Origin of the sequence: Pantoea agglomerans NBRC 102470, from assembly GCF_001598475.1 — a bacterium.
Lineage (GTDB): Bacteria > Pseudomonadota > Gammaproteobacteria > Enterobacterales > Enterobacteriaceae > Pantoea > Pantoea agglomerans.
Genome location: NZ_BCZA01000001.1, coordinates 600,309 through 620,121 on the forward strand (window position 1 = coordinate 600,309; position 19,813 = coordinate 620,121).

The 19,813-nt window shown below is 57.9% G+C and carries 21 protein-coding genes; 8 read left to right on the plus strand and 13 right to left on the minus strand.

Annotated elements, in window-relative coordinates:
- Nucleotides 1-4: 4 nt before the first annotated feature.
- The gene (locus PAG01S_RS02865) at nucleotides 5-388 is read right to left on the minus strand and encodes a hypothetical protein (RefSeq protein ID WP_062757624.1); all 384 of its coding nucleotides are present in this window, start codon (nucleotides 386-388) and stop codon (nucleotides 5-7) included.
- Between the two features lies 1 nt (nucleotide 389).
- Nucleotides 390-704, minus strand: coding sequence for an antibiotic biosynthesis monooxygenase family protein (locus PAG01S_RS02870; protein WP_010245030.1), 315 nt, complete (start codon nucleotides 702-704; stop codon nucleotides 390-392).
- Between the two features lie 125 nt (nucleotides 705-829).
- Between PAG01S_RS02870 and PAG01S_RS02875 the strand changes: the two genes are divergently transcribed.
- A complete protein-coding gene (locus PAG01S_RS02875) occupies nucleotides 830-1,723 on the plus strand; it encodes a dihydrodipicolinate synthase family protein (protein WP_062757626.1) in 894 nt (297 codons plus the stop codon).
- 19 nt (nucleotides 1,724-1,742) lie between these two features.
- On the opposite strand, the gene PAG01S_RS02880 is transcribed toward PAG01S_RS02875, so the two are convergent.
- The 3 genes from PAG01S_RS02880 to PAG01S_RS02890 form a co-directional block, all read right to left on the minus strand.
- Nucleotides 1,743-2,237, minus strand: coding sequence for a P-loop nucleotide/nucleoside kinase family protein (locus PAG01S_RS02880; RefSeq protein WP_022625673.1), 495 nt, complete (start codon nucleotides 2,235-2,237; stop codon nucleotides 1,743-1,745).
- 321 nt (nucleotides 2,238-2,558) lie between these two features.
- Nucleotides 2,559-2,798, minus strand: a complete 240-nt coding sequence (locus tag PAG01S_RS02885; RefSeq protein WP_010245020.1) for a hypothetical protein — start codon at nucleotides 2,796-2,798, stop codon at nucleotides 2,559-2,561.
- Between the two features lie 266 nt (nucleotides 2,799-3,064).
- The gene (locus PAG01S_RS02890; protein ID WP_061901453.1) at nucleotides 3,065-3,394 is read right to left on the minus strand and encodes a cupin domain-containing protein; all 330 of its coding nucleotides are present in this window, start codon (nucleotides 3,392-3,394) and stop codon (nucleotides 3,065-3,067) included.
- 139 nt (nucleotides 3,395-3,533) lie between these two features.
- Between PAG01S_RS02890 and PAG01S_RS02895 the strand changes: the two genes are divergently transcribed.
- Nucleotides 3,534-4,172 (plus strand): RpiB/LacA/LacB family sugar-phosphate isomerase, encoded by a 639-nt coding sequence (locus PAG01S_RS02895; RefSeq protein ID WP_003853539.1) that lies wholly within the window; start codon nucleotides 3,534-3,536, stop codon nucleotides 4,170-4,172.
- Between the two features lie 70 nt (nucleotides 4,173-4,242).
- Here the strand turns inward: PAG01S_RS02895 and PAG01S_RS02900 are convergent, their stop codons facing one another.
- From PAG01S_RS02900 to PAG01S_RS02925, 6 genes are all read right to left on the minus strand, one after another.
- Complete coding sequence (locus PAG01S_RS02900) at nucleotides 4,243-5,007, minus strand: ABC transporter ATP-binding protein (RefSeq protein ID WP_060680191.1); 765 nt, start codon at nucleotides 5,005-5,007, stop codon at nucleotides 4,243-4,245.
- 9 nt (nucleotides 5,008-5,016) lie between these two features.
- On the minus strand, nucleotides 5,017-5,883 hold the full coding sequence (locus tag PAG01S_RS02905; RefSeq protein ID WP_010245006.1) for an ABC transporter ATP-binding protein: 867 nt from the start codon (nucleotides 5,881-5,883) through the stop codon (nucleotides 5,017-5,019).
- Entirely contained in the window at nucleotides 5,855-6,760 is a 906-nt protein-coding gene (locus PAG01S_RS02910) for an ABC transporter permease (protein WP_062757628.1), read from the minus strand. Before PAG01S_RS02910 ends, PAG01S_RS02905 begins: the two co-directional genes overlap by 29 nt.
- Nucleotides 6,757-7,788 carry an ABC transporter permease gene (locus PAG01S_RS02915; protein WP_010245000.1) on the minus strand — a complete coding sequence of 344 codons (1,032 nt, stop codon included), beginning with the start codon at nucleotides 7,786-7,788 and terminating at the stop codon, nucleotides 6,757-6,759. Before PAG01S_RS02915 ends, PAG01S_RS02910 begins: the two co-directional genes overlap by 4 nt.
- A complete protein-coding gene (locus tag PAG01S_RS02920; protein ID WP_062757630.1) occupies nucleotides 7,785-9,416 on the minus strand; it encodes an ABC transporter substrate-binding protein in 1,632 nt (543 codons plus the stop codon). Before PAG01S_RS02920 ends, PAG01S_RS02915 begins: the two co-directional genes overlap by 4 nt.
- A 123-nt stretch (nucleotides 9,417-9,539) precedes the next feature.
- A complete protein-coding gene (locus PAG01S_RS02925) occupies nucleotides 9,540-10,694 on the minus strand; it encodes a mandelate racemase family protein (protein WP_010244993.1) in 1,155 nt (384 codons plus the stop codon).
- A 346-nt stretch (nucleotides 10,695-11,040) separates the two neighbouring features.
- Between PAG01S_RS02925 and PAG01S_RS02930 the strand changes: the two genes are divergently transcribed.
- From PAG01S_RS02930 to PAG01S_RS02950, 4 genes are all read left to right on the plus strand, one after another.
- The gene (locus tag PAG01S_RS02930) at nucleotides 11,041-12,156 is read left to right on the plus strand and encodes an ABC transporter substrate-binding protein (RefSeq protein ID WP_010670131.1); all 1,116 of its coding nucleotides are present in this window, start codon (nucleotides 11,041-11,043) and stop codon (nucleotides 12,154-12,156) included.
- Nucleotides 12,157-12,321: 165 nt separating this feature from the next.
- Nucleotides 12,322-12,729 (plus strand): DUF2231 domain-containing protein, encoded by a 408-nt coding sequence (locus tag PAG01S_RS02935; protein ID WP_010244987.1) that lies wholly within the window; start codon nucleotides 12,322-12,324, stop codon nucleotides 12,727-12,729.
- A gap of 12 nt (nucleotides 12,730-12,741) precedes the next feature.
- Complete coding sequence (locus PAG01S_RS02940) at nucleotides 12,742-14,043, plus strand: PQQ-dependent sugar dehydrogenase (RefSeq protein ID WP_010670132.1); 1,302 nt, start codon at nucleotides 12,742-12,744, stop codon at nucleotides 14,041-14,043.
- 626 nt (nucleotides 14,044-14,669) lie between these two features.
- Nucleotides 14,670-15,302: a DapH/DapD/GlmU-related protein gene (locus PAG01S_RS02950; protein WP_010244979.1), complete on the plus strand. Its 633-nt coding sequence runs from the start codon at nucleotides 14,670-14,672 to the stop codon at nucleotides 15,300-15,302.
- Between the two features lie 16 nt (nucleotides 15,303-15,318).
- Here the strand turns inward: PAG01S_RS02950 and PAG01S_RS02955 are convergent, their stop codons facing one another.
- Together PAG01S_RS02955 and PAG01S_RS02960 are read right to left on the minus strand one after the other, a co-directional pair.
- Nucleotides 15,319-16,203, minus strand: a complete 885-nt coding sequence (locus PAG01S_RS02955) for an EamA family transporter (RefSeq protein WP_022625667.1) — start codon at nucleotides 16,201-16,203, stop codon at nucleotides 15,319-15,321.
- Nucleotides 16,200-17,411, minus strand: a complete 1,212-nt coding sequence (locus PAG01S_RS02960) for an MFS transporter (protein WP_062757631.1) — start codon at nucleotides 17,409-17,411, stop codon at nucleotides 16,200-16,202. Before PAG01S_RS02960 ends, PAG01S_RS02955 begins: the two co-directional genes overlap by 4 nt.
- Nucleotides 17,412-17,540: 129 nt before the next feature.
- Between PAG01S_RS02960 and PAG01S_RS02965 the strand changes: the two genes are divergently transcribed.
- Together PAG01S_RS02965 and PAG01S_RS02970 are read left to right on the plus strand one after the other, a co-directional pair.
- Entirely contained in the window at nucleotides 17,541-17,996 is a 456-nt protein-coding gene (locus tag PAG01S_RS02965; protein WP_062757635.1) for a winged helix-turn-helix transcriptional regulator, read from the plus strand.
- Nucleotides 17,997-18,350: 354 nt separating this feature from the next.
- Nucleotides 18,351-19,781 carry a purine-cytosine permease family protein gene (locus PAG01S_RS02970; RefSeq protein ID WP_062757637.1) on the plus strand — a complete coding sequence of 477 codons (1,431 nt, stop codon included), beginning with the start codon at nucleotides 18,351-18,353 and terminating at the stop codon, nucleotides 19,779-19,781.
- The last annotated feature ends 32 nt before the right edge of the window (nucleotides 19,782-19,813 follow it).

The following is a 19,813-nucleotide window of genomic DNA, read 5'->3' on the forward strand; positions in this document are numbered from 1 at the left end:
CAGATTAGCGTGCCCATTCTGTGGTCAGCCCGGCGGCTGATCGATTGTTATCGGTGATCAGGATCAGCTGGTTAGCGTGATCGCTGTATTGCACCAGGATGTTGATTCCGGCATCGGCAAGGCGTGCAGTGATCGCCCCCAGCTCGCCGGGACGCTGTTGCGGTAACCTGCGAATAAGTGGAACGTTAACTGCCTCGACGGCGATACCTTCTGCTTCAAGCACGGCCCGCGCCCGTTCGCCTTCCTCAACCAGAAAATGAGCGTGGCTCTGTTCACCAAAGGAGAACAGGCCGCCGCCTTCCAGGCCAATCCCATGACGGCCCAGCAGCGTGGTGAGCCGGGAAAGTGTGCCTGGACTATTTTGCAGGATGACATGAATATCGAACATGTTAATTTACTCCCTGTTGTGAGGCATATTCTCTGATCAGCGTGACGATGCGAAGACGGTAACCGGCAAAAAGGGTCTCGCGGCCTTCACGCTGTGCGGCCTGGTGACAAAGGTTGCGCTTCCAGGCCAGCACCGATTCTTCATCGCGCCACCAGGAGAGCGAGAGAATTTTTTTCTCATCGGTCAGGCTTTGAAAGCGCTCAAGAGAGATAAACCCGCTGTTTTGCATCAGCAGCGGTTTAAGGTCGGCAGCCAGTTGCAGGTAACGCATCTGGTGTTCGGGTCGGGCTTCGGCTTCAAATAGTACGGCAATCATCGCTATTCTCCTTTGGGTGATAGCGCAAAAATAGCGGGCGGGGCGGGTTGATGCTTCGGCCGGTAACGAAATATGGCTGCAGGGGCGACCTCCAGCCGGTGCAATCTTGTAATGGAGCAGATGATATGTTCAGCGGACTCAGTGCATTCCCCCTTACTCCCTTTGCGGCAGGCAAGCCCGATGAAGCGGCTTTTTTGCGGCTGCTGCGCAGGCTGATTGATGCAAAAGTCGATTCCCTTGGCGTGCTGGGGTCCACCGGCAGCTACGCCTATCTCACCCGCGCGCGGCGCAGGCGTATCGCAGAACTGGCGGTGGAACATGCAGAGTCGATTCCGGTGATGATCTGCATTGGTGCGGTGGGCACTGACGAGGTGCTGGCGCTGGCGGAGGACGCGCAACAGGCGGGCGCGGCCGCGTTATTGCTGCCGCCGCTGGGTTATCAGGCGTTGAATGAAGATGAGGTGTTCACGCTTTTCGAGACCGTAACGCGACACGCCTCGGTGCCAGTCTGTATCTATGACAATCCCGGCACCACCCATTTTACCTTTTCCGATGCGCTGCTGAGCCGGATCGCCGCACTTTCCGGTGTCGGGTCAGTGAAAATTCCTGGTGTACCGGCGGAGCAATCTGCGGCTAACGATCGCCTCGCTCAGCTGCGCGGCACGCTGCCAGATTCCGTATCGATTGGCGTCAGTGGCGATGCTTCTGCCGCCAACGGGCTGATTGCGGGCTGTGATGGCTGGTATTCGGTGTGCGGCGGACTGTTTCCGCGCGTTGCAAAAGCGATGACCGAAGCGGCGGCCGCAGGCGACCATCAGAGCGTCAGGGCGCAGTCCGATCGCCTGCAGCCTTTATGGGCGCTGTTCCGCCAGCATGGCGGCAGTTTCCGGGTGATCAGCGCCGCGGCGGGGCTGCTGGGACTGACCGAACGCGACTGCCTGCCGCGCCCGCTGCAGCCGCTCTCCGATGCGCACTGCCAGCAGATTGCTGACGTGCTCGCGGCACTCGACCTCTCTTAAGATCCCGCGCCAGAAGGCATTAACCGTGGCGCACCAGGTTAAAGCCTTCTTCCTCCTGCGGCGCTTCGAAATAGCGGGTAATCAGCGCGAACTGCTCGTCCGTTGCGGCAAAGGCGTGTTCGCCGCCCTGATTTCGGGCGTGCAGGCGCGATTTACACAGCGCATCCGGTACGTCCAGATAATGCAGACGATGGTCGGCAGAGGTTGCCTTAATCACCGACATCATCCAGTCGCGATTCGCCCGGGTGTTGGCAGGAAAATCGAGCACCACCGACACCCCTGCGTTAAGCAGCGCGACCAGATGAGGCGTCATCGCCTTTCTGAGTTTTGCCGCATAGCGCACGTAATCGGCCACCGACTGCATCTCGTCCTGATAAAGCGCGGCGAGCCACTGATCCTCGCTGATCACCACGCAACCGGGGGCGGCGCTCAGCTCCGCCGCCAGCGTCGATTTCCCGGAGGCAATTTTTCCACACAGCAGATGCAGCGTGGCGGGGGCAAAAGTCATGGTCATATCACTCCTGTGTCAGCCTGATAGTGAACCGCGCGCATTACGCGAAGGGAAAGTAAAGCAGGTCTCGCCGAAGCGGGATTCAGGCTAACAAAACAGGGGAGAGATAAGCAATGAGAGGCAAAAAGTTGCTGGTGAGTAAAACCCGGTTTACCGCGCGTAACAGTCTCTGCTGCTGCGGGCGTTACTGCATTCAGAAAAAACCGCGGCTTTCGCTGGGCATGTTGACACGCCTGAACGGGGAAGTGCGGTCAGGCGTTGAGTGCAATATCAGATACGCTTTCAGAAAGGGATGAATCGGCGCTGAACAGCTGGCAACTGACTTCATTTTTGTGCCATCAGCAACGTCAGCAGTTCGCGGCAGCATGCCTCTTCTTCTGCACTGTCTGCGGATGCCAGATGGCGCAGCAGTTCCATACAGCTTTTTTCCTTGCCCGCTTCCAGTAACTCTTCGATCAGAAAGTTGAGTTTGTCCTGTTCAGACACGGCAAAGGATGAACTAAACTCATTTTTGACCGGGCCACTGTGATTCACCGGCAACGTGAGGGTGTTTTGCATTGGCATAATATTGTCCTGTTTCGGGTTAAAAAATGTTCGGCGATTGCTATTAAACTTATACAACGATCCGGAATTTGTACAGGAATCTGCCCGATTGATTTTCAGGACGAAGCTAAGCGCAGCGCGGTTGCGGCGTAAATGTCAGCTAATCATTAAGTTAGCGGGAGAAGGAATTTCAGAAAAATTCTGCGGGCCTGAAGCAGGATGCGGAGACGGGAAAAACCAGGTCAGTCCTGCGTCAGGTCAACAGGCGGCCCACCGGGCCGCATGCACTATTTAGCGGTCAGGAAATCTTCGCGCTGCGGTGTAAACGTATCCAGTAATGTGCCCGCCTCAAGACAGACACAGCCATGAACCACATTGGGCGCTTTATAGAGCGTATCTCCTGCGCCCACCTCACGCGTTTCACCATTGATGGTGAAGGCAAAACGTCCGCTCAGCACATAGGTCAGCTGCTCGTGGGGATGGTGATGCAGCGGGCCGAAAGCCTCTTTCTCAAAAATCACTTCTACCGCCATCATGGTGCCGCCGTACGCCAGCACGCGGCGGGTCACGCCGTTGCCCAGATCTTCCAGTGGTCGCTCTTTATGGTAGATAAACATCGCAATCCTCCTGCGGTTGCCCCTGCTGCGGTGACCGTTTTGTGATGGATCTCACAGCACTCGGGTGAATTAGTTTATGCACTTTAGTGGTTTTTCACTAAAATGAAACGGTGTTTCAATTAATTTATAAGGGTAGATCATGAAAATCGCGTTAATGATGGAAAACAGCCAGGCCGCTAAAAACGTTACCGTGCTGAAAGAACTGGAAGGCGTCGCACAGCCGCTGGGCCATCAGGTCTTCAACGTCGGTATGAGCGATGAGCAGGATCACCACCTGACCTATATTCACCTCGGCATTCAGGCCAGCGTGTTGCTCAACAGCCAGGCCGTGGATTTCGTGGTCGCGGGTTGCGGCACCGGGCAGGGCGCGCTGATGTCGCTTAACATTCACCCGGGCGTCGTCTGCGGCTACTGTATCGATCCGGCGGATGCCTACCTGTTTGCCCAGATCAACAACGGTAATGCCTTATCTCTGCCGTTCGCCAAAGGCTTTGGCTGGGGCGCTGAACTTAACCTGCGCTTTATCTTTGAAAAAGCCTTCACCGGCGAGAAGGGCAATGGCTATCCGCCAGAGCGTAAAGAGCCGCAGGTGCGTAATGCCGGTCTGCTGAATCAGGTCAAAGCTGCCGTGATCAAAGAGAACTACCTCGACACGCTGCGCGCCATCGACCCTGAACTGGTGCGTACTGCCGTTAGTGGCCCACGCTTCCAGCAGTGTCTGTTTGAGCATGGCAAAAATCAGGAAATCGTCGCTTTTGTGCGTCAGCTGACCCACTAACGCATCCGGGGTCATAAGGCCGGTCTGACCGGCCTTTTTTTATTCTCTCTTTTCCGACATCAGCTGAACGTCAGCTCTGCTGCGCCAGCGCCGGATTGTAATGACGACTCGCCTCTACCAGCATCCGGGTGTAGGGCATCGCGGCCCGGTCGGCCACCAGCGTCGGCACATCCAGCGTCTCCAGCACTTTGCCCTGTTGCATAACCGCTACGCGATGGCAGAGGTGCGCCACCACGCCGAGATCGTGCGTCACCATCAGATAGGTCAGGTTCTCCTGCTGCTGCAGATCGCTGAGCAGATTGAGGATCTCCGCCTGCACCGAAACATCCAGCGCGGAGGTCGGCTCATCCAGCAGCAGCACGCGCGGCTCTAAAATCAGCGCCCGGGCAATCGCCACGCGCTGACGCTGACCACCGGAAAGCTGGTGCGGATAACGCGTCTGCCAGGCACGATTCAGCCCGACCTTATCCAGCATTGCCACGACGCGCTGCTGGCGCTGCCCGATACCCTGAATCTGTAATGGCTCTTCAAGAATATCGCCCAGTGTGTGACGCGGATGCAGCGAGCCATAAGGGTCCTGAAACACCATCTGCACCTGACGGCAGCGCGCCCGATCGATGCGATGCGCCAGCGGCTGGCCATCAATGGTCAGTTCTCCCTGCCAGTGATTAAACAGGCCCGCCAGACACTTCAGCACCGTGGTTTTGCCCGAGCCCGACTCACCGACCAGCCCGAAGATTTCACCCTGTTTAACCTGCAGGCTGACGTCGAACAGCACCTGATTACGGCGACCCTCTTCACCAAAACCCAGGTTGAGATTTTTCACCTCAATCATCGTAACTCCTTAGTCAGTTAGCCAGCTGGCGTGACGTTGTAACACCGGCAGACGCGTGCGCCGCCGATCAAGGTCGGGCAGTGCTGCCAGCAGTCCCTGGGTGTAGGGATGCTGCGCGCGGTCAAGTTCGCTGGCGGCCAGCGACTCCACCACGCGTCCGGCATACATCACCAGCACCCGATCGCAGAAGCTGCGCACCAGATTGATATCGTGACTGATAAAAATCAGTCCCAGACCGCGCGCTTTCACCAGATCATCCAGCAGCGCCAGCACCTGCAGGCGAACCGAGACATCCAGCGCAGAGGTGGGCTCATCGGCAATCACCAGTTCCGGCTCGGTGATCAGCATCATGGCGATCATGACGCGCTGCCCCTGGCCGCCGGAAATCTCATGGGGATAGAGCTGATATACCCGTTCAGGATCGCGGATCTGCACCTCCTCCAGCATCGCCAGCGCCCGCTGACGTGCCGCCGATTTCTGGCCGCGATGGTGACTGCGCCAGGCTTCGGCAATCTGTTCGCCAACCCGGATCACTGGATTCAGCGAATATTTCGGGTCCTGCATAATCATCGAGATACGTTTGCCACGAATGGCGCGCATCTCTGCCGGGCTGGCGTGCAGCAGGTCGATATCGCCAAACTGCATCCGGCTCGCCTCAATGCGCGCCTTAGCTGGATGCAGCTGCAGCAGGGCGCGACCCACGGTCGATTTACCGGAGCCGGACTCACCGACAATCGCCAGCTTCTCCTGACCGAGCTGAAAGGAGACGCCACGCACCGCCGGCGTAATCTGGCGTCCGTTAACAAAGTTCACGTGCAAATCGCGCACGTCGAGCAACGGCGAGGCGTTACTCACTGCGGGGATCGAGCAGGTCACGTAGGCCATCTCCTAAGAAGTTAAATGCCAGGCTATTAATCAGGATCGCCAGACCGGGAACGGTCACCACCCACCAGCACTCCAGCATGTAGGTGCGGCCACTGGCGATCATCGCGCCCCATTCCGGATCCGGCGGCTGCGCGCCCAGCCCGAGAAACCCCAGCCCGGCGGCGGTGAGAATAATGCCCGCCATGTTCATGGTGATGCGGATAATCACCGACGGCAGGCAGAGCGGAATAATGTGCTTCCAGAGCACCCGCAGCGGCGACGCGCCCTGTAAGCGCACCGCCGAGATAAAGTCCGCCTGACGCAGCGACAGCGTTTCAGCGCGGGCCAGACGGGCAATGGGTGGCCAGGCGGTGAGCGTAATCGCAATCACCACATGCTCCAGACCCGGCCCCAGCGCGGCAACAAAGGCCAGCGCCAGTACCAGGCTCGGGAAGGAGATAAAGATATCGGTGACGCGCATCAGCACGCCGTCGACTTTGCCGCCAAAATAACCGGCGGTGACGCCCAGCAGCAGGCCCAGCGGCCCGACGGTGACCGATACCAGCAGCACGATGTAGAGCGTGATGCATGCGCCCCACACCAGACGACTGAAGATATCCCGGCCAAACTCGTCGGTGCCGAACCAGTGGGCCGCGCCGGGAGGCGTCAGCGCATTGTTCAGATCCTGAACCAGCGGGTGATACGGCGCGATCCAGGGCGCGAACAGCGCCACGATGCAGAGCACCAGCACAATGCCACCACCAATCGCGGTCAGGGGATTACAGGCCATGCGCCAGAGGAAATAGCCGCAGCGGGCAGCAAAACGCTGACAGCGCACCAGCCGCTCACGGGAATGACTCACAGACGCAGCGTCAAAAGAGATCGTCATACTTTGGTCCTCGGATCGAACACCTGATAGAGCAGGTCGGAGATCAGGTTAAGCAACACAAAAATCAGGCCCACCACCAGCACACAGCCCATCACCGCATTCATATCGCCCAGCATCAGGCTGCCGGTGAGGTAGGAGCCAAAGCCGGGCCAGGAGAAGACGGTTTCAATCAGCACCGCGCCCTCCAGCAGCGAGCCATAGGCCAGCGCCACCACGGTCAGCAGCTGCACCAGGATATTGCGGAAGGCGTGCTGCCAGATCACCTGCCATTCAGTCAGGCCTTTGACCCGCGCGGTCAGAATGAACTCCTGCGACAGCTGCGCGAGCATAAAGCTGCGCGTCATGCGGCTGATATAGGCCATGGAGTGAAAGCCAAGCAGCGAGGCGGGCAGCACCAGATGATTCAGCGCATTCCAGAACACCTGACTGTTGCCCGCCAGCAGGGCGTCAATCAGCATAAAGCCGGTGCGACGTGGCACGATGCCATCCAGGCTGAAGTCCACCCGACCTGCGCCGCCGACCCAGCCGAGATGGGCATAGAACAGCAGCAGGCCAATCATGCCGACCCAGAAGATTGGGGTGGAGTAACCGGCCAGGCTGAGCATCCGCACCACATAGTCGATGACGCTGTTGCGACGCGCCGCCGCCAGCACACCCAGCGGCACGCCCAGTCCTGCGCCAATCACAATCGCCAGCGTGGCCAGCTCTACGGTTGCCGGAAAGACGCGCACAATGTCATGCACCACCGGCTGACCGGTGAGCAGCGCATGGCCGAGATCGCCATGCAGCAGCGCGTTAAGGTAGATGCCAAACTGCACCCACAGCGGTTTATCAAAGCCGAGCTGGTGATAAACCTGCTGATAGGTGGCCTGATCGGCGTCGGGGCCGACAATCGCCAGCACCGGATCCAGCGGCATTACCCGGCCAATAAAAAAGGTCAGCAGCAGCAGGCCGAACAGGGTAATCACTACCTGCACCGCGCGATGGCTGATGCGGCGGCACTGAGTTCGGGTCAGGGTCAGGATCATAGGGTGCCTCCCGCTTTGGCTTCAGGGGTTTTCCAGACATCGCGGAGGAAGGTGGTCGCTGAGGGATGCGGCTGATAAGCCTGCACCCGGTTGCTGACCACCACGGAGTCGAGCATTTGTGAAATCGGCATCAATGCAGGCACCAGCTGGTCATAGCGCTGCTGGATGGCGTAATAGGCCTGCTGCTGGCGGGTTTTGTCGCGCTCTACCAGCGCCTGATCGATCATGCTGTTGAGCTGTGCGTCGTAGAAACCGGTGCGCCAGCCCTGGAAGTTGGTCAGCCGGGCGCTGTCAGCATTATTCGGGTTATAGACCAGCGCACGCAGGCTGGAGTGGGGATGCGGCTCCACGCCGCTGCCACCGCGCCCGACCAGCAGACTGAACTGGCGATCGCGCATCGCGCCATAGATCTGGTTACCGGTGCCGGTGATGATTTTTGCGCGGATCCCGCCCTGGAGCAGCGTCGACTGAACCGCGATGGCGATGTTCAGAAATGGCTGATCGGCCAGCACCCGCAGCGTGGTGTCGAAGCCGTCCGGATAACCCGCTTCAGCCAGCAGTGCGCGGGCGCGCGGCGCATCGAGCCGGTAACCGGGGTCGGGCAGCGTGGCGGGCATGCCAGCCTGAATCGGGCGCTGATGCAGCTCGCCATAGCCGGTCATCAGGCTTTTATTGATGCCCTGATAATCGACCAGGTAGCGTACCGCTTCCCGCACTTTGATATTGTCGAAGTGCGGATCTTTCACGCTCATCGCCAGGTAGTAGATCGTTCCTTTTCTTACCGCATCAATGGTGAGGTCGGGGTCGTGCCGCAGGGCGCGCACGTCGGGGATCGCCATGTTGCTGGCGATATCCAGATCGCCTTTCTCCATCATCAGCCGCAGGGTCTGCGACTCCTGCAGATGGCGGAACACCACCCGCGACATCTTCGCCTCGCCGCGCCAGTAATCAGTCGCACGACTCATGCGCAGCACATCTTTTGCCTGCCACACATCCAGCCGGAACGGGCCGGAGCCCGCTTCATGGGTGGTGAGCCAGCGGTTGCCCCAGTCGCCATCCACCTCATGCTGCTGCACGGTTTTGCTGTCCAGCACCACCATGCTGCCCAGCGCCGCCAGCGAGTAGATCACCAGTTGCGGATCGTTAGGTCTGGGCAGGTTGATCACCAGCGTGCGGTCGTCGGGTGCGGTAATCATCTGGTCAACGTTGTCGCGGCTGAAGCCGTACGATTTCCACACCGACGCCTGCGCCAGGTTCAGATGCAGCACCCGCCGCATCGACCAGACCGCATCGGCGCTGGTCAGCGGATTGCCGGAGTGAAACCTGACGTTGTCGCGCAGGTGAAAAGTCAGGGTGCGGTTATCCGGGCTGACTGACCAGCGTTCCGCCAGCGCCGGGCGCACCTCGGTGAGTTGCTGCGGGTTCAGCTCGACCAGTCCGTCATAGAGATTCACGACAATGCCGACCACTTCGTTGCCGGTCATAGCGGCCGGATCCAGGGTGAGCAGGTTATTCATATTCATGCCGACGATCAGCTGGTCATCCGGGGTCTTTGCCTGGATTGACGCGCTGCCCGTCAGCACCAGCAGCGTGATCAGCCACGCGCCACATCGTTGTGTCAGGGTCATAGGTAAAGTCCAGCAGGTCAGAGGTTTTCCCGTTTACGACTCTGCCTGCTGCTGACTACCGGGATGGCAGGCAGCAGGCGGGCGACGGGGTTATTATTGTTTGCCGTACTTCGGTAGTGCGATTTACCAGCGGTTCAGCGTGTGCGTCTCAATCCAGCTGAAGTTAATATCCTCACCCAGCCCGCTGCGGGTGGGCAGGGTGACAAATCCCTGATCGTCCATCGGATCGATCAGGCTGTTGAGGTAGGCGGGCGGTGTTTCATAATCCAGGAAGGGATGCAGCAGGCCGCGCTCATACCAGCGGCAGTTACGGATCGCCCCGACCACCGCCAGGCTGGCCGCACCGTTGCCGTGCACTTCGCAATCCATGCCAAAGGCTTCAGCCAGATTCGCCACTTTCAGGGTGGGCGAGATGCCGCCTACGCCGTTGGCACCGGCTCGCAGAATGTCGCAGGCTCCGGCACGCACCCAGTCGGCGCGGCTGTGATGTTTACCACCCAGGCTCTCCGGACCAAGCACGTCGATAGAGAGGTTTTCGGCCAGCCAGGCGTAAGAGGCCATGCTCTCTTCCTCCATCGGCTCCTCGAACCAGGCGAAATTAAGCTTTTCCAGCGCCTTGCCGATGGTCAGCGCGTCACTGCGGCTGTACCAGTGGTAGCCATCCAGCATCAGCGCGATATCGGGGCCAACCGCTTCACGCACCGCCGCGCACGCTTTGATATCCATCGCCGGGCTGGGTGCGAAGGAGACCGGCGGCATCCAGGTGTGCAACTTGATCGCCTGATACCCACGCGCCACCAGTTTTTCCGCGAACTGCGCATACTCATCCGGCGTTGATAATCCACCGCTCAGCTCGTCACCACACATGGTGCTGCCGTAAGCCGGGATTTTCTCGCGATAGCCGCCCAGCAGTTTGTGGACAGGCTGTTTCAGCTTCCGTCCAATCAGATCCCATAATGCCTGCTCCACAGCGGAGAGCGCCCGCTCGGTGAGCTGATGGGCGCTGCCGCGCTGCCAGTGCACCAGATCCTGCCAAAGACGCTCCCGGTCAAAGGCGTTCTGACCGATCAGCACTTTGCGGAAAAAGGCATTAACCACATGGGATCGCACCACTTCTGGCGGCGCAAAGGCGTAACCACAGTCGCCTTCCTCGCTGGTCAGGGTCAGTAGCGCCATCTGCGCATCATTTTCCGGGCCAGGGTGGGAGTGTCCGGCGCTGTCGGCGCAGCGCTGGGTGGGATAGGTAAAAAGGGTGACATCAATGGCGCTGATCTTCACGGTTAAGCTCCTGTGGCAGTCTGTCCTGATGAATTATTAAAACGCTGTTTCATTTTCAATCTAGCCTTCACAATTCATTAACGCATTAGCCAAAACGATACGATTAATGGCTAATATGTGTGCAACTGCCCAGGGTGTTGTGAACATATTCACGAAAGCTGACCGTTTTGTGAGCAGCGACACGCTGCGCTTTTTCCTCTCAAGGGATCTCTTTAAGCGGAACTCCGCCAGTTAACCCCGCCGCAAAAAACATTTAACCGGATGACTTCCCCTGACCGCTGTTTTAGGTGATAGTAACGCCGCTTTACATTAATAATTCTCATTATCATTTGTGCGGGTTTTTACAATGAAAAAATGGTTTTTAGCGCTGGGGCTGCTCACGCTGGCAGGGACGGCTTCGGCCAAATTGATTACCGATGTCGCAGGCCGTCAGGTCGAGGTGCCGCAGGAGGCAAAACGCATCATTCTGGGTGAGGGCCGTCAGATGTATCTGCTGGCGGCATTTGATACTGATGCCCCATTTAAACGGGTGATTGGCTGGCGTGACGACTTCCCGAAAGCGGACTGGGACGGTTATCAGGCTTACGAAAAACGCTATCCGGAAATTAAAAAATTACCGACCTTTGGCGGGGCGAAAGATGGCACTTTCAACGTCGAGCAGGCGTTAACCCTGAAGCCCGATCTGGTGCTGATGAATCTGGAATCTAAAGCCGCCACCGATGAAGGCAAGCTGATTGAAAAACTGCAGGCAGTAGGCGTGCCGGTGGTGTTTATCGATTTCCGCGAAGCGCCGATGGTGAATGCTGAGAAAAGTATCCGCATCATGGGCGAACTGGTGAACAAACCGGCGCGTGCCCAGGAAATTATCACCTTCCGCCAGCAGCAGATTGACCTTGTCACCTCGCGTCTGAAGAACTTTACCGGCTACCGCCCGAAAGTGATGATTGACCGTGCAGGCGGCTACAGCGACGAGTGCTGCATGTCGTTTGGCAATGAAAACTTTGGTCAGATGGTTGAGATTGCGGGCGGTCGTAACATCGCTAAAGATCTGATCCCTGGCACCTTCGGCACCGTTAACCCGGAACAGATTATCGCCAGCCAGCCGGATGTGGTGGTGGTGACCGGCGCTAACTGGAAGAATTACAATACCGTGGGCAAATGGGTCGGCGTCGGTCCGGGTGCCAATGTCACCGAGGCTACCGCGCGTCTTAAGGGGCTGATGATGCGCGATGCCTTTAAAACCTTGCCGGTGGCGCACAACGGCAATGTCCACGCCATCTGGCATCAGTTCTACGACAGCCCTTACCAGTTTGTGGCTATCCAGGCGCTGGCGAAATGGCTGCATCCCGATCTGTTTGCCGATCTGGATCCGGACGCCACCTTCCGCACGTTCCACGAGAAGTTCCTGCCGCTGCCTTATCAGCCAGGATACTGGGTCACTTTACCCGCTGATAAACCCTGACTGACCGGCGATGACAGGGACGTCATCCGCCTGATTTGCAATTCCTCCCGAATAAACCCTCTGTTTCTCTTCAGATTTACTAATCTTTTACAGGCGCGGAGTCAGTTGCTCTGAGCAGCGCGACGTCTGACGCGGTCCGCATTCACGTTAAAAATGGAGAGAAACATGCGCAATACCCTGGGAAGATCGGCCTTTGCCGTGACGCTGTACGCTCTGCTGGAGCCGGTGCCGCTGGGCTTTTTTGTCGCGGCCTGGCTGTTCGATATTCTCTATAGCCAGACCTTTGTGCTGTTCTGGACGGATGCCGCAGGCTGGCTGATTGCGCTGGGACTGATACTGGCGATTGTGCCACGACTCATCGCGCTGGTCTATCTGTTCCGCGGCAGTGACAGTGCGGAAAAGAGTCATTTCTGGCTCTGGCTGGTGGCGATTGTGATCGCTATCGTCAATGCGTTTATTCACAGCCGTGATGCCGCCGCTGTCATCCCGCTGGGCGTGACGCTTTCGACGCTGGTGGTAGCGCTGCTGCTGCTGGCGAATGTGCAACTTGCGTTACGTCAGCGTAGCGCTTAAGGAGGAGCCACCATGAAGATACCGCATAAAACGTTGCTCGCGCTTACCCTGACAGCACTACTGGCAGGCTGTGATGATGGTGCGCTGGTCGATCCGCAGAAGCAGATCGGACCGAATCCCGAACTGCCGCAGGCACAGAACTTCTTTATGCCGCCGATGCAGGTGCCGGAAGGCACGCCGTGGAAAGCGGGCGAAATGCCAAAAGTGGCTGACGGGCTGAAAATCGAAAAGATCGCTGACAATCTGCAGCATCCGCGTCAGGTTTATGTGCTGCCGAATAACGATGTGCTGGTGGCGGAATCCAACGGCCCGGCCAAACCCACCACCCGGCCTAAACAGCTGATTATGGGCATTGTGCAGAAAGCGTCAGGTAAGGGCGGCGCTGGCGGCAACCGGATTACGCTGCTGCGCAACGTCAATGGCAAATGGGAGCAGCACCGCTTTATTGAGAATCTGCACTCGCCGTTTGGTATGCAGCTGATTGGCAATACCCTTTACGTCGCGAATGCTGACAGCCTGGTGAAGTTCCCCTATCGCGAAGGGGAGACGGAGATCCGCACCGCGCCTGAAGAGGTGACGGAACTGCCGGGTGGGCCGATTAACCACCACTGGACCAAAGCGCTGTTGGCCAGCCCCGATGGCAGCAAGCTCTATGTGGGTGTCGGCTCCAACAGTAACGTCACCGAGAACGGCATTGGCGCAGAGTATCGCCGCGCCGCAGTGCTGGAAGTGGACGCGGCCAGCGGTGCCAGCCGGATCTACGCCAGCGGATTGCGCAATCCGACCGGCTTACAGTGGGAACCGCAGAGCGGAAAACTGTGGGCCATCGTCAATGAACGTGATGAAATCGGCTCCGATCTGGTGCCTGACTACATGACCTCAGTGCAGGACAAAGGCTTCTATGGCTGGCCCTACAGCTACTTTGGTCAGCATGTGGATACCCGTGCCGAACCGCAGCGTCCCGATCTGGTTGAGAAAGCGATTAAGCCTGATTATGCCCTGAGTTCGCATGTCGCTCCGCTGGGGCTGCTGTTCTACGGCGCAGATAACATGCCGCAATACCAGGGCGGTGCGTTTATCAGTGAGCATGGCAGCTGGAACCGTACGCCGCTGAATGGCTACAAAGTGGTGTGGGTGAAATTTGAAAACGGCAAGCCGGTGGGTCAGCCGCAGACGGTGGTCTCGGGCTTCCTGACGGACGACGAAAAGCAGGTGCGTGGATTACCGGTCGGTCTGGCCAGCGACAAACAGGGCGGTGTCCTGATTGCTGACGATGCGGGTAATACCGTGTGGCGAATCAGCGCCGCGAAGTAAGCATTGCGCTGTTTTTTTAAGCAGAAAGCAGGCATAAAAAAAGGATTTGGCATTTCGCCAAATCCTTTATTTTTTGTTCGCTACCCGGCTGGTAACCGCGCTGCGAACGAGGTGCTCAGCACTCTCCACAAACAAGATTGTAAAATGTGCGGCTAAGGATTTCAAGTTTCGCCAAAATGCTGTATGTTTATACAGGTGTTGAGTGTTGAGCATCGCCTCATTGTCGACTGGCCGCTCCCAGGGGCACGGTTTTAAAATCCCGGCAGGCATCAGGTGGTGCTGGCCTGTGGCTTTAACCATGAGTGCCGCTCAGCTCTCTCCACAAAGATGTGCTTAGGCGCCCGGCGGGTAGAGTCAAAGCCCTGGTTGCCGAACAGCGCGCTCCTGTAAAAGGAGAAGGAAAGTGATGGAACTGACTAAGCTGATTCTGGATCTTATCCGGGTCATCTTGCAGATCATCGTTGCCCTTATGCAACTGACCGGTCACGCAGGTTAACCGGAACTTGAAACAAGGCGGAGCTAACCACTCCGCCTTTTTTCTTTGTCAATTCTCTGTCATCGGAGGCGGGTAAGGTGGTGCGGCAAAGCTCGCCGCCGGGGCGCTGCTTATCCAGACCGGGAGTTTTATGTCCATTGCCGCCGTTATGCCCGCCCGATTAGCGCACACCTGGATTGATGAGAGTGTGAAGATGCGCGAAACCACTGTGGGTCAGCAGTGTGAGATCCTGGCGCACAGCACGCTGGAGTATAGCGAGCTGGGTGACTTCTCCTATGTCGGCGAACACTGCTGCCTGGCCGATACCCAGGTGGGGCGCTTCTGCGCCATTGCTAATCAGGTGCGCATTGGCGCGCCGAATCATCCTATGGACCGCGCCTCCCAGCATCGCTTTACCTACTGCCCGGAGTATTACCACCCCGACGCCCGACGCGATCAGGGTTTCTTTTCCGCCCGTCGCGCCGATCGGGTGATAATCGGTCACGATGTGTGGATAGGTCACGGCGTAATTGTGCTGCCTGGCGTCACCATTGGTGATGGTGCGGTGCTGGCTGCGGGTGCAGTCGTGACGAAAAACGTCGCGCCCTACAGCGTAGTGGGTGGTGTTCCGGCCAGGCCACTGCGGGTGCGCTTTACACCGGCTATCGCCGCCCGTCTCCAGCGCATTGCCTGGTGGAACTGGCCGCTGGAGAAACTGCTGGCGAATCTGCCCGATTTTCAGCACGGTGACATCGAAGCGTTCTGCCAGCGGCACGGTGCATAGCCACCCCACGGCGCCGTCAGCCGGTTTGTACGCCGAAATAGCGCACAACCCGCTGGCCATAGAGCCCGACGGCCAGTCCGGCGACGATCAGCAGCAGCGCGGCGATTTTCTGAGGTGAAACCGTTTCGCCAAATATCGCCACTGAACCCAGGATGCCGAACACCGGTACCAGCAGCGACAGTGGCGCGACCGTTGAAACCGGATAGTGTTTCAGCAGCCAGTTCCACACCCAGTAGCCCAGCAGGGTATTGGGATAGACCTGAAACAGTATCGACAACACCGCCTTCACATCCAGCTGAGTGAAGAGTGCGTGATAGCCCGCGCTGCCATTGACCAGCCCGTCCAGCAGGAAGAGTGGAATGGGTGCAAAGGCGCTCGACCAGACCAGAAAAGCAAAAACCTGCCGGGTGCCCGCTTTTTTATTGATGATATTGGCAATACTCCATGCGACCGCGCCTGCCAGCACCAGCAGCATGCCGGAAAACGTCACCGAACCATCGGTAATGAAAAAAATGCTCAGCAGACCGGCGCAGGCCAGCGCACACCCGGCGATCTGATAGCGGCTGAGACGCTCTTTAAATACCCAGCCACCGAGCAGCAGCGTGAAGAAGGCGCTGAACTGCAGCAGCAGCGAGGCGATGCCCGCCGACAGTCCGGTTTTAATCCCCAGATTCACCAGACCCCACAGGCCAATCCCGAAGACCAGGCCATAGCTGATCAGGTAGCGCCACGGCACGTCCGGTTTCTTAATAAAGAACAACGCTGGCAGGGCGCAGAGCGTAAAGCGGATACCTGCCAGGATAAACGGGTCGACCGCCTGCAGGCCGAGCTTGATAACCGAAAAGTTAACCCCCCAGATGGCGGTGATCATGACGGCGAGCAGCAGATGCGTTAATTTCATGATTGACGTACTCCGGACCAGCAGAGAAAGGCAGAGGCACTGACCGCTGCACCGGCATAGCAGACAGCCTGCCATCCCCAGTGTGTATAAAGCTGAGTGGCGGCGATGGCCCCCAGCGCACTGCCCAGCGAGTAAAAGCACATATAGGCCCCCACCAGACGACTTGCCGCCTCGGGTCGGGCGGCCACGATCAGGCTCTGATTAATCACATGTACCGTCTGGACGGCGAAATCGAGCAGGATCACCCCGAAAATCAGCAACAGCAACGAGGTGTGAAGCGCGGCTATCGGCAGCCAGGAGAAGGTCAGCAACGCCAGGGCTAAGCCAGTGGCACGCTGCCCCAGGCCCAGGTCAGCCCATGCGCCTGCTCTGGAGGCCGCCAGCGCACCGGCAATTCCGGCCAGGCCGAACATCCCGGTCTGGGTGTGTGACAGTGACAGGGCGGTAAGTGGCAGAACCATCGAAGACCAGAGCATACTGAAGACCGCAAAAATCAGCAGCGCCAGGATCCCGCGTCTGCGCAACTGCGGTTCCGTGAGGAAGAGACGGAAAACGGACAGTAAGAGGTGAGGATAAGATGTGCGCCGCGTCTGAACTGCTGTGGCGGGCAGCACTTTCGCCAGGATGAGCGAGATCAGGAGTAACAGGCAGGCAGCCGTCAGATAGACCGCCCGCCAGCCCGCCAGGTCAGCAATCATCCCGGAAACAAACCGCGCCAGCAGGATGCCGATCACGATGCCACTGGTCACGCTACCCACCACCTGTCCGCGCTGTTCTGGCGATGCCAGCATGGCGGCCCACGCCACCATTAGCTGCGTGACCACCGCCATTAATCCCACCAGCAGCATTGCGCAGAGCAGCGTCATCAGGTCTGGCGCAACCGCAGCAGTGATTAACGCCAGCACGGAAAGCAGCAACTGGGTAATCACCAGTTTTTTGCGGTTCACGCAGTCGCCCAGCGGCACCAGAAAGACCAGCCCGAGGGCGTAGCCGCTCTGCGTAGCCGTTACCACTGTGCCAATGGTGCCGGTGGAAACCTGCAGGCTGGCGGCGATCGACTCCAGCAGAGGCTGTGCCGAGTAAACATTGGCGACCGCCAGCGCAGAGGTGAGTGAGAAAAAAAAGATCATCCGGGACGAGAGCACCGGGATCGCGGCTGGGGGCGAATCGGCTTCAGGATCACGCATCTTGCCAATCGTACAGGTCATGTTGCTTTCCTTTCTGGTTTTTATTTGAAACTGGATTGGCGATATCTTTAACCGGGCTGGTTTTTTTTTGCAACTTCTTTTCGGAGTGGCTAAACTGCCATCATGAGACAGGCAGCGTGAGAGAAGAGCATGGCTAAGCAGGAATCCCTGAGAACCAGCGAGTGTCCGGTCGCCAGAACCCTGGAGTCGATAGGTGAGCGCTGGTGCATGATGATCTTGCGTGAAGCCTTTGATGACGTCCGCAGATTCAGTGACTTCCAGCGGAATTTGGGGCTGGCGAAAAATATCCTGGCGTCACGCCTGAAGCAGCTGGTGGAGATAGGGGTGTTTGAGATTGCGCCTGCCTCCGACGGCAGCGCCTACAGCGAATATGTCCTGACCGAAAGAGGCCGTTCGCTGTTTCCGGTTGTGGTCGCGATGCGCCAGTGGGGCGAGCGTTACCTGTTTGAGAAGGGCGAAACCCACTCCGTGCTGCTGGATAATGCGGAAGGAAAGCCGCTGCCACGCCTGGAGGTTATCTCTTCACAGGGGCAAAAACTGGAACCGGCCGACTGTCATCGTCAGCGGGTAGTGGCTAAAGGGTAACCGTCAGGGTTTTTCCTCTTCCGCACACTCTGAAACTGACAGGCCTGACATCGTACGCGTTACCCGATCATCGCTGTCGCCTGTAGCGGTGATCGAACAAAATGCCTTACTCCCGTTTTACGCCCCGCCATAAGGGCGTTATCCCCCGGAAACAGGTCCCCGCGCTCCCTCATCCTTTCCTGCCCCATCATGACAGGCCTGTCGATATCATCACATTTTCCAATGACCGGTTGCCTTGTAACTTCCCGATGCGCATGACAATATCGCTGCTTGTATAGACATGTACTCTCAACCCTGGATTGGGCAAATCACGCTTTCAGTCAACACGTCTCTCACTGTTCCAGCGAGGAATCTATGTCGGTCAAATCATCTGTATCAGATTATTCAGGCTCAGAGAAACAGGGCCTGTCAGAAACCCGCTCCATTGATTACATCCCGCTGGGTGAACGTCATGGTCATCCCTTTAACCAGTTCACGCTCTGGTTTGGTGGCAATCTGCAAATCACGGCTATTGTCACGGGTGCGCTGGCCGTGGTGCTGGGTGGAGACGTCGTGTGGTCTCTTATCGGCTTACTGGTGGGGCAGATTCTGGGTGCAGCGATCATGTCTTTGCATGCGATCCAGGGTCCGCGCCTGGGTTTACCGCAGATGATCACCAGCCGTATGCAGTTTGGCGTGTTTGGTGCTGTTATTCCTCTGGTGCTGGTGTGCATTATGTATGTGGGATTTTCAGCCAGCGGGACAGTATTAGCCGGGCAGGCGCTGGCTAAACTTATCCATGTCAGTCATTCAACCGGGATGATCCTGTTCAGCACCCTCATCGTGATCATTGCGGTGCTGGGCTATCGCGTGATTCATCAACTGGGCAAGCTGGCGAGCGTCATTGGCGTTTTAGCCTTTGCTTATCTGTTTATCACGCTGTTCTCTGCGCATGACTTATCAGCCGTGTGGCAGAATCAGCACTTTACCCCGGCAAATTTCCTGCTGGCGGTCTCCCTGTCTTCATCCTGGCAAATTGCCTTCTGTCCTTATGTCTCTGACTATTCACGCTATCTGTCAGCTGATGTCTCCGCAAAGAAACTCTTCAGTTCAGTCTTTTTTGGCACCGTACTTGGCACGCAGGCGTCAATGACGCTGGGGGTGATTGTCGCTGCCATTGCCGGAAGTGCGTTTGCAGGCAATGAGGTCGGTTACATCGTGAGCATGGGTAGCACGGCGACCATGGCCATGGTGATTTATTTCGCCATTTGCTTTGGAAAAATCACGTTTACCACGCTGAACGCCTACGGCAGTTTTATGTCACTGACCACCATTGTCTCTGGCTTCCGGCAGCAAACCACGCTGAGTCGGGGCGGGCGCATTCTGTTTGTGGTGCTTATGGTTACGCTGGCCTGCGTCATTGCTCTGCTCAGTGAACCAGCCTTTCTGAAATCCTTCACCCACTTCCTGCTGTTTCTGCTGGCTTTCTTTGTGCCGTGGAGCGCGATCAGCCTGACCGATTTCTATCTGATCACCAGGGGCAGGGTTGATGTCCCGGCACTGTCGCAGCCGGACGGGCGCTATGGACGCTGGAACCTGGCCGGTATTACCGTCTATTTTCTGGGCGTGCTGGTGCAACTGCCGTTTATCGATAATCCGCTGCACCATGGATCGCTAACCTGGATTTTTGCCGGTAATGATGTCTCGTGGATCATCGGCTGGTTTGCGACGGCACTGTTATGGCTGATCGCCAGCCGCTGGGATCGTCGGGGCATCCCCGAACAGTCAATCTATCCCGCCCAATAACAAGGTCAGGCCGCCTGAGCGGCTGTCGTCAG

What these genes read in the sequence shown, in the direction of transcription:
- PAG01S_RS02930 (WP_010670131.1), top strand. Translation starts at nt 11,041, where the DNA reads ATGAAAAAATGGTTTTTAGCGCTGGGGCTGCTCACGCTGGCAGGGACG.
- PAG01S_RS02935 (WP_010244987.1), top strand. Translation starts at nt 12,322, where the DNA reads ATGCGCAATACCCTGGGAAGATCGGCCTTTGCCGTGACGCTGTACGCT.
- PAG01S_RS02870 (WP_010245030.1), bottom strand. Translation starts at nt 704, where the DNA reads ATGATTGCCGTACTATTTGAAGCCGAAGCCCGACCCGAACACCAGATG.
- PAG01S_RS02960 (WP_062757631.1), bottom strand. Translation starts at nt 17,411, where the DNA reads ATGACCTGTACGATTGGCAAGATGCGTGATCCTGAAGCCGATTCGCCC.
- PAG01S_RS02970 (WP_062757637.1), top strand. Translation starts at nt 18,351, where the DNA reads ATGTCGGTCAAATCATCTGTATCAGATTATTCAGGCTCAGAGAAACAG.
- PAG01S_RS02865 (WP_062757624.1), bottom strand. Translation starts at nt 388, where the DNA reads ATGTTCGATATTCATGTCATCCTGCAAAATAGTCCAGGCACACTTTCC.
- PAG01S_RS02880 (WP_022625673.1), bottom strand. Translation starts at nt 2,237, where the DNA reads ATGACCATGACTTTTGCCCCCGCCACGCTGCATCTGCTGTGTGGAAAA.
- PAG01S_RS02890 (WP_061901453.1), bottom strand. Translation starts at nt 3,394, where the DNA reads ATGTTTATCTACCATAAAGAGCGACCACTGGAAGATCTGGGCAACGGC.
- PAG01S_RS02920 (WP_062757630.1), bottom strand. Translation starts at nt 9,416, where the DNA reads ATGACCCTGACACAACGATGTGGCGCGTGGCTGATCACGCTGCTGGTG.
- PAG01S_RS02940 (WP_010670132.1), top strand. Translation starts at nt 12,742, where the DNA reads ATGAAGATACCGCATAAAACGTTGCTCGCGCTTACCCTGACAGCACTA.
- PAG01S_RS02910 (WP_062757628.1), bottom strand. Translation starts at nt 6,760, where the DNA reads ATGACGATCTCTTTTGACGCTGCGTCTGTGAGTCATTCCCGTGAGCGG.
- PAG01S_RS02900 (WP_060680191.1), bottom strand. Translation starts at nt 5,007, where the DNA reads ATGATTGAGGTGAAAAATCTCAACCTGGGTTTTGGTGAAGAGGGTCGC.
- PAG01S_RS02915 (WP_010245000.1), bottom strand. Translation starts at nt 7,788, where the DNA reads ATGATCCTGACCCTGACCCGAACTCAGTGCCGCCGCATCAGCCATCGC.
- PAG01S_RS02955 (WP_022625667.1), bottom strand. Translation starts at nt 16,203, where the DNA reads ATGAAATTAACGCATCTGCTGCTCGCCGTCATGATCACCGCCATCTGG.
- PAG01S_RS02950 (WP_010244979.1), top strand. Translation starts at nt 14,670, where the DNA reads ATGTCCATTGCCGCCGTTATGCCCGCCCGATTAGCGCACACCTGGATT.
- PAG01S_RS02885 (WP_010245020.1), bottom strand. Translation starts at nt 2,798, where the DNA reads ATGCCAATGCAAAACACCCTCACGTTGCCGGTGAATCACAGTGGCCCG.
- PAG01S_RS02875 (WP_062757626.1), top strand. Translation starts at nt 830, where the DNA reads ATGTTCAGCGGACTCAGTGCATTCCCCCTTACTCCCTTTGCGGCAGGC.
- PAG01S_RS02965 (WP_062757635.1), top strand. Translation starts at nt 17,541, where the DNA reads ATGGCTAAGCAGGAATCCCTGAGAACCAGCGAGTGTCCGGTCGCCAGA.
- PAG01S_RS02895 (WP_003853539.1), top strand. Translation starts at nt 3,534, where the DNA reads ATGAAAATCGCGTTAATGATGGAAAACAGCCAGGCCGCTAAAAACGTT.